Origin of the sequence: Thalassolituus sp. UBA2590, assembly GCF_002339775.1 — a bacterium.
GTDB lineage: Bacteria > Pseudomonadota > Gammaproteobacteria > Pseudomonadales > Oceanobacteraceae > Thalassolituus.
The window spans coordinates 1-8,463 of record NZ_DDKU01000145.1; the positions used below are offsets into that span (position 1 = coordinate 1).

General features: G+C 50.8%; 8 protein-coding genes. All 8 read left to right on the forward strand.

All coding sequences use genetic code 11. The features are described from left to right. Positions 1–1,032: type VI secretion IcmF C-terminal domain-containing protein (locus tag B2067_RS12470; RefSeq protein ID WP_301388671.1), on the forward strand; the 1,032-nt coding region annotated here is incomplete at its 5' end. Positions 1,033–1,041: 9 nt separating this feature from the next. Next, positions 1,042–1,689, forward strand: coding sequence for a type VI secretion system-associated protein TagF (gene tagF / locus B2067_RS12475; RefSeq protein WP_297531617.1), 648 nt, complete (start codon positions 1,042–1,044; stop codon positions 1,687–1,689). A gap of 83 nt (positions 1,690–1,772) precedes the next feature. Continuing rightward, a complete protein-coding gene (tssA, locus tag B2067_RS12480) occupies positions 1,773–3,038 on the forward strand; it encodes a type VI secretion system protein TssA (protein ID WP_068439110.1) in 1,266 nt (421 codons plus the stop codon). 52 nt (positions 3,039–3,090) lie between these two features. Further along, the gene (gene tssB, locus B2067_RS12485; RefSeq protein WP_068439112.1) at positions 3,091–3,609 is read left to right on the forward strand and encodes a type VI secretion system contractile sheath small subunit; all 519 of its coding nucleotides are present in this window, start codon (positions 3,091–3,093) and stop codon (positions 3,607–3,609) included. Then, positions 3,609–5,093, forward strand: coding sequence for a type VI secretion system contractile sheath large subunit (gene tssC, locus B2067_RS12490; protein ID WP_068439115.1), 1,485 nt, complete (start codon positions 3,609–3,611; stop codon positions 5,091–5,093). Before tssB ends, tssC (B2067_RS12490) begins: the two co-directional genes overlap by 1 nt. A 54-nt stretch (positions 5,094–5,147) precedes the next feature. After that, on the forward strand, positions 5,148–6,659 hold the full coding sequence (tssC, locus tag B2067_RS12495; protein ID WP_273089486.1) for a type VI secretion system contractile sheath large subunit: 1,512 nt from the start codon (positions 5,148–5,150) through the stop codon (positions 6,657–6,659). A 3-nt stretch (positions 6,660–6,662) separates the two neighbouring features. Then, positions 6,663–7,142 (forward strand): type VI secretion system baseplate subunit TssE, encoded by a 480-nt coding sequence (gene tssE, locus B2067_RS12500; protein ID WP_068439116.1) that lies wholly within the window; start codon positions 6,663–6,665, stop codon positions 7,140–7,142. A gap of 2 nt (positions 7,143–7,144) precedes the next feature. Then, positions 7,145–8,463 (forward strand): type VI secretion system baseplate subunit TssF (tssF, locus tag B2067_RS12505; RefSeq protein ID WP_301388673.1); only part of this gene is annotated, 1,319 nt, incomplete at its 3' end.

The following is an 8,463-nucleotide window of genomic DNA, read 5'->3' on the forward strand; positions in this document are numbered from 1 at the left end:
GGTCTCGTCGAAAAAGCGGCGGGTATGGTGTACGACCCGACGCTGGTTGATCTTCGCTTCCGTGATATCCAGCGCATGCTGGCGGCCGAGAAAGGCACGCCTTCTAAGTTTGCGGGTTATCTTGAAGCGATCGGAGCACTGGCTGAATACCTCGGTCAGATTGATGGTGCTCCAGATTCAAATGCGGCGGCTTTTGAAGCGGCGAAAAAACGTTTCTCTGGGGGCGGTGCTGACGCCATTCAGCAACTTAAAAACCTGGCGGCAACCGCACCTGAACAACCCGCCGACTGGCTGAATAAACTGGCCGATCAGACCTGGGGCGCTGTCATGGGTAAAGCCGGTGTCCATCTTAATACCGTATGGCGTTATCAGGTCTATGAGACTTTCCGTAATACGCTGGGCGACCGCTACCCACTGGTTGCTGGGCGTCAGTCAGAGGCCTCAGTGGTCGCATTTAATGAGTTCTTCAAGCCGGGGGGCATCCAGCAGGCATTCGTCGATGAATATGTGTCTCCGTTTGTCGATACCTACCGCTGGAAGCAGAAAGGCTATGGCGGTTTCTCTATAGGCTTAAGCAGCGAAGCGTTGCGCCAGTTCCAACGTGCTGACGATATTCGCCGCGCCTGGTTCTCAGAAGGTGAAGCTGCTGCGATTAACTTCCGTGCGACGCCGGAGAAACTTCACTCCAATGTGCGTCTGTTTACGATGGAGATTGGTGAGAACCGGATCAGTTATTCTCACGGCCCTCGAATTGAAAAATCGCTTAACTGGATCGCCGGTGAAAGTGGACGTTCTCGTATTGTGTTCGAAGACCTTGGAGAGCGGGTGTCCAACGATCAGTACGATGGTGACTGGTCGCTGCTGAGAATGCTTGATGATGCTCAGCTGCACTCCACCGTAAATAAATCTGAAAAGGTAATTACGTTTACTGAGTCTGGGTATCAAGCGCAGTATCGACTGGCAGCGAGCACGAATGTAAATCCATTCGACCTGTCATTGCTTCGTAACTTCCGTTGCCCACAGTCGCTGTAAGGAATTTTTATGAACTACGGCATCTACGGTAAGTTACCCGCGCACGGCGATTTTCTGGTTCGTAATCTACCGCAGACATTTATCGATGTCTGGGATGAATGGCTGCAGTGCGTCGTGGCAGGCTCACGCAATATTCTTGCTGATGACTGGTTAGACTTTTACTTAACCAGTTCTGTCTGGCGCTTTGGTCTTGATGCCGGCGTTGTTGATCAGCAACGCTGGGCTGGCATTCTGGTGCCGAGTGTAGATAGCGTTGGCCGTTATTTCCCCTTGTCGATTGCTGTGCCTTTCGCTCAGGGTGAAAACCTGTATGCGTTGATGGCCGATGGCGACGGTTGGTTTGCAGAGCTGCAACAGGTAGCCATATCCGGGCTTCAGGAGCAACTGACTGTTGATGACCTTTGTGAAAAGCTGAGTCATGTCGCCATACCTGCGTGCACGAGACATTGCTTTGTAAGCGCTTCGGGCAGCCAGGTTTCTGTGGGAGGTGCCAATCCTGAATTTGGTTCTCTGCATAGCATGACGCAGCCCGTGCCCGGCAGTGTCAGCCTTTGGGGAATGAGTGCGAATGAAAATACGCCGTCGGTATCTTTTGTCGCATCTGGTTTTCCCTCTCCGGAAGAATATACCCACATGCTGACGGGTCAGTGGTCATAATTTAATGGGTGTTAACACCCTACGGCTGGTGTAGTATCATTTTCCTACTGGACCAGAAACACCAAAATTGAAAGGACTCTGCCATGCCATTTGGTCAAGTTGTCGATATCGAAAGCCTCGTCGCCCCTGTTAATGAAGATACTCCGCAGGGCATTGATATTCGTGAAGACCGCTCCCCAACGTCCGATTACTACACCATTAAAGACGCCCGTAATGCCGCTCGCGCCGCTGAACGCTCGGCCATGTTCGGTGGTGACGATGAAGTGGATGTGGCAGGCCCCTGGGATATTGTGCAGCGTACTGCCAGTAAGATCCTGACAGAGTCCTCAAAAGATCTGGAAGTGGCGTCCTGGTACCTCGAAAGCTTAGTCCGTAGCCATGGTATCTCGGGTCTGCGTGATGGCCTCTCAGTGATTAATCAGCTTATCGATAACTTCTGGGACGATGTGTATCCATTGCCTGATGAAGACGGTATTGAAACGCGCGTTGCGCCTCTGACTGGTCTTAATGGTGATGGCGGTGAAGGCACTCTTCTGGCGCCGCTGCGTAATATCGAAATCACGGTTTACGGTGACAAAGGCGCATTCAGCTACTATCAGTATTTGCAGGCTCGTGACGCTGATAAGATTGACGATGACGACAAGAAATCAGAGCGAATTGCGTCACTGGGTTATAGTCTGGCTGAAATTACCGATACGATAGCCGCCACTGACCTGCTTACCTGCCAGAATTTTGTAACCACACTTGAAGAGTGTGCCGAACTCTATAAAAACATCAGTTCGACCTTGCGTGAGAAGTGCGGCGCTGAAGCACCGCCAAGTTCAAAAATCACTGAACTGCTTGCCGAAATCGTACGTACCACCCGTTTTATCTATAAGCCGAAGCTTGATGAAGCCGATGCTGCAAGCGCTGCTGTAGAAGCCGAAGAAAGTGCTGCAGCCGCTGAGGATGCCGCAGCAGACGCCAGCGCCATACAGGGAGGGCAGGTTGTGCGTTTAGTGAATGGAACCACAGGGCCGATTACCAATCGCGAAGAAGCACTTAAGCGCCTTGAAGAGGTCGCTAAGTACTTCCGTCAGTACGAACCACATACACCACTGGCGCCGGGTCTTGAGCGCCTGATCAGCTGGGGCCGGATGACGGTCGCCGAGTTGATGATGGAGCTGATTCCAGACAGCAATGCTCGCGGTCTGTTCTCGCAGTTTACAGGCGTGAAAATGGACGGCTCAGATGAGTCGACCTATGTTGCGCCGCCTGCCGCACCGGCGGCGAGCGAAGAAGCCGCTGCTCCGGCTGCCGCGCCTGCGCCGCAAGCTGAGCCTGAACCAAAGTCTGAGACCAGCTGGTAAGAATTAACAGAATTACGGTGAACACCGTTACTCAAAGGAAAAGGAGTTACTCATGTCCGAAAGTATCCACAATAAGCTGAAGCGCGTGCGTAAGCCTCGCGTACACATCACATATGATGTTGAAACGAATGGCGCTGAAGTTAAAAAAGAACTGCCGTTTGTTGCAGGTGTCATGGGTGACTACTCAGGTGATAACGCTGAAAACCGTAAAGCGCTGAAAGAGCGTAAGTTCGTTCAGATTGATCGCGATAACTTCAATGAAGTGATGGCTAAAGTTAATCCGAAGCTGAACCTGCAGGTTGAAAACACTCTGGCAGGCGATGGCAACACCATGGCTGTGGATCTGGATTTCCGTAAGATGGACGACTTTACGCCAGAAGCTATCGTAGAACAGGTTGAGCCTCTGAAGCAGCTTCTGGACGCGCGTAACAAACTGCGTGACCTGCTGAGTAAAGCGGATCGCTCTGAAGAGCTGGAAACGGTTCTTGAACAAATTCTGAAAAATACTGACAACATCACTGAGATTTCTCAGCAGCTGGGTGTTGGCGAAAGCAAAGAAGGAGCTGAGTAATGAGTACTGAAGTCGAAGCTGCGGTAGGCGCAGAAGCGGAAGAACAGTCGGTCAGTCTGCTTGAACAGGCAATTACCTACACTAAGCAAACTGGCCGTGAAGAAACTGAAGACCTGCTGGCAAACCTGACCGAGCAGGTTCTGAAAGGTACCGTTACCTGGGATCGTAACCTGACCAATACAATTAAGCAGGCAATTACTGCGATTGATCAGGCGATGTCAAAACAGCTCAGCGCTGTATTGCATGACGAAAAATTCCAGAAGCTGGAAGGCTCATGGCGCGGTCTGAACCACCTCGTTATGAACAGCGAAACTGGCGCTACTCTGAAAATCCGCATGCTTAACCTGAGCAAGCGTGAGCTTTTCCGTGACCTTGATAAAGCGGTTGAGTTCGATCAGAGCCAGATCTTCAAGAAAATCTACGAAGAAGAATTCGGTACTGCTGGTGGTGAGCCATACGGCTGTATGATCGGTGACTTTGAGTTCACTAATCACCCTGAAGATATCGACCTGCTGAGCAATATGTCTAACGTTGCTGCTGCTGGCTTCTGTCCGTTTATTTCAGCGGCTGGTTCAGGCATGTTCGGTTTTGACGATTTCACTGAGCTGTCTAAGCCACGTGATCTGGGCGGTATTTTCGAATCTCAGGAATACATTAAATGGCGCAGCTTCCGTGACAGCGAAGATTCACGCTTTGTCACTCTGGTTATGCCTCGTGTTCTTGCACGTACACCATACGGCGCTGCGTCTAAGCCAGTTGAAGCCTTCAATTTTGAAGAGTTTGATCTGGACGAGTCTGGTATGTCGAAAGCAACTGAGCACGACGATTACTGCTGGATGAACGCGTCTTATGTGATGGGTACTACCCTGACGCGTGCGTTCTCTGAAAACTCCTGGTGTACTGCTATCCGTGGTGCCGAAGGTGGTCGTGTTGATGGTCTGCCGACGCACATCTTCAAGAGTGATGATGGCGATACTGACCAGAAGTGTCCTACCGAAGTGGGTATCACTGACCGTCGTGAAGCTGAGCTGTCTAACCAGGGCTTCCTGCCACTGTGTCACTACAAAAATACAGATTACTCTGTGTTCTTTGGCGCTCAGTCTACTCAGAAGCAGAAAGTATTTGATGACCCGGATGCTACTGCAAACGCGTCTATCTCTGCTCGCCTGCCATACCTGATGGCGACTTCACGTATTGCTCATTACCTGAAAGTAATGGCGCGTGACAAGGTAGGTTCTTTCATGCAGGCAGAAAACTGCGAGCGTTGGTTGAACCAGTGGATTGCCCAGTACACTAACGGCAACCCAGATGCGTCTGCTGAAATGAAAGCCAAGTACCCACTGGCTGAAGCTCGCGTTGAAGTTAAGGAAATTCCAGGTTCTCCAGGTGCATACAGCGCCGTTGCTTACCTGAAGCCTTGGCTGCAAATGGAAGAGCTGACAACTTCTCTGCGTATGGTTGCGAATATTCCGCAGCCTAAGTAAGCAGATATCGGGGGCCTCAGGCCCCCTTTATAATTTCTTCTTCAGAGGTTTTCCGTGCTGAACGATTCCGCAGGCATGGCTGTCATGTCAGAGAATCCTTCGCCAACCCTTTCATCGGACGAAATACCCCTCGCGGATATTTATTCATTCCTTTCTGAAAACGATGATGTGGAGGCGTTTCGCCGTTGGGTCGAACTATCGTCACCCGCCGATACGTCACGTCTGGAGCCTTGTCGTTGGCTGGCTCAACAAGTCGCATTTATTGATGAGCTGATTTCTGAGCAGATTGATGCCGTTCTGCACAATAAGCGCTTTCAGGCGCTCGAAGCTTCCTGGCGCGGCCTCTGGTTTCTGATCGACGCCGTTGTTAATCCCGAAAATACTAAAATCAGATTGTTGGATGTCAGCTGGAAGGATCTCGCTCGTGATATGGAGCGTGCGCCAGACTTCGATCAAAGCGGCTTGTTTCATCTGATCTACAACGAAGAGTTTGGTACGCCCGGTGGGGAGCCTTTCAGTGTTCTGCTGGGTGACTACTACGTTGCGCACAGGCCTTATGAAGACCATCGCATTGATGATGTGTTTACCTTGCAGGGCATCAGCCGGGCTGCCGCCGCAGCGTTTTGTCCGTTTGTCTGCAGTGCGGCCCCTCAGCTTTTTGGTCTGGATGATTTCGATAACCTTGGTCTGCATATCAATGTCGACGAAATTTTCCGCTCGCATGATTACGTGCGCTGGCGCTCGATGCGTGAACACGATGACAGTCGTTTCCTGGCGCTGACTCTGCCTCAGGTGCTGATGCGTGAGCCTTATCGAGATAATCGCCGTTCCCGCCGTGGTCTGCGATTTAATGAAAGCGTCGCAGGAAAAGATAACCGCAAGTACTTGTGGGGTAACGCCTGTTTCGCACTTGGGACAGTACTGATCCGGGAATTTTCTGAGGTCGGTTGGTTCAGTCATATACGCGGCGTGCCTCGGGATCATTATGGTGGTGGCCTGGTTACTCAGTTTCCGACGCCGGCCTATCGCACCGATTCATCCCGCGCGATGGTGAAAATGTCGACGTCTGTCACTGTGACTGATCAGTTAGAACGTGAACTGAGCGACTATGGAATGATCGCTCTGTGTCACTGTTTTCAGACGCCGTATGCCGTGTTTAATAACTGCCCATCGCTGCAGATCCCTAAGGTGTATGCGAAAAAATCAGCAACAGCGAACGCACGTATAAGCTCTATGTTGCAGCAGATATTGTGTGGCTCCCGGGTGGCGCAGTACATCAAGGTTATTGTTCGGGATAAGGTGGGCTCCTATACGACCGCCGAATCCTGTGAGCGTTTTTTGCAGAACTGGCTCGATCAATACACGACCGGCCGGGACGACCTTTCATGGGAAATGATGGCACGTTATCCATTGCGTGAGGCCAGAGTTGTGGTGGATGAAGATCCCGCGCAGCCAGGTTATTACTCAAGCCTGGTGCATTTAAAAACGCATTACTCGGTTGACCATCTGGTGTCAGAGCTCAGGCTGACGACGTCATTAAGTCAGATTGATATTGGCAAGGTGTGATGTATGTCTGAACTGAAAGATAAACCACTCGTTGCCCCTTTGCTTGATCGTTTCCTGGAACAGAACAAGGGCACAGATTTTCGCCAGAGTCATCAGATTGTGCGCAGCCTTCGCGAGAGCATACGTCGCGACCTCGAGAATCTGTTTAATACCCGTTACTGCTGTGTGTCACCGCCTGCGGGATATAGCCATTTGGACGACTGCGTTCTCAACTACGGCTTGCCTGATTTATCGACAATCAATATGACATCGTTCGATAGTCGCAATGAATTCTGTCGCCGGATTGAAAAAGCTGTGAAGCGTTTTGAGCCACGGATTCGCTCCGTCAAAGTGAAGACGGACGTGGCGATTGATAATGAAGACCCCACAATCCGTTTCCGGGTTGAGGCAACGCTCAACGTCAACCCGCTACAAGAAATGATTATATTTGAATCGGCGTTAAACCCCGTCAATCAGACGGTAAATGTCTCGGAGATTTTCTGATTATGAGCGACAGGCTCTTATATCATTACGAAAAAGAACTGGCGTTTATTAAGCAATCGGCCAGTGATTTTGCACGCCAGCATCCTTCCGTCGCTGAAAGCCTTAAGCTAGGCAGTGACTCTGTGGATGATCCGTTGGTGTCGCGTATGCTTTCCGGCTTTGCCTTTCTGAATGCGCGTATTCAGCAGAAGTTGAGTGATGACTTTCCTGAACTGACGGATGCCATGCTGGAGACTCTGTATCCGCACTACCTGCGCCCAGTGCCATCGATGGCGATCACCCAGTTTGCTCCACTTGATGACCTGGATGCGCCCGTACAGATACCGGCAGGTACCTTGCTTGATACAGATTCTGATGGTGAAGAGTGTCGATTCACGACTTCTTACCCGGTTGAACTGCTGCCCTTGAAAGTAGAAACAGCTCAGTTAATGCCACGGCCTTTTGTTGCGCCAGGCAGCCTGGAGGTGCAGGGGGCTGCTGCCGTGCTTAAGGTCTCTTTCAGAACGCTGAGCGAAGACCTGGTTATGAATGAAATGGATTTTTCAAAGATTCGTTTGTTTCTTAAAGGTCAGCTGCAGCACGTTCATCCACTCTATGATTTGCTGTTAACCAAGTGCTTTAAAGTTGTTGTCGCTAACGGTGAGTCAGACGTAGCCCCGGTGTTCCTTAACTCTGATTGTCTGGAACAGGTAGGTTTTGGTACCGACGAAGGGATGCTTCCGTACCCACCGAATTCATTTGCGGGTTATCGACTATTAACTGAGTTTTTTGCGTTTCAGGAGAAGTTCCAGTTTATTGATCTTACTCAGCTTGATGTGGCGATGAACGAGTCGTACACCAATACGCTCAACGTCTATTTTTATCTGCGTGAGAGTGACTCAGAACTGGAGCATCAGGTGAATGCCGGAATGTTTGCACTTGGCTGTACGCCGATTGTGAATATATTCGAGACGACGGCTGACCCTGTGGCCTTAACGCACACCGAGTCGCGTTATCCCGTTGTTCCGGATTCCCGTCGTCGCGATGGTCTGGAGGTGTATAGCATTACGGATGTTGGCGCGACCGACAGTGATGGCTATTACACTCCATACCGTCCGTTTTATGGCATGAACCACAGCCGTAACACCGATGCTAAACCTGCGTTCTGGCTAACGCATCGCCGCGAGGTGCTTGAAGGCGACCATCGCAATGAACTGGCATCTGAGGTCGATATCAGTCTTGTGGATATGAATTTTAATCCGCATCAGGTGAAAAATCAGAACCTCGAGATGAAGCTTTTGTGCACAAATCGTAATGTGCCGAGAAAGCTGACCACGGGGCA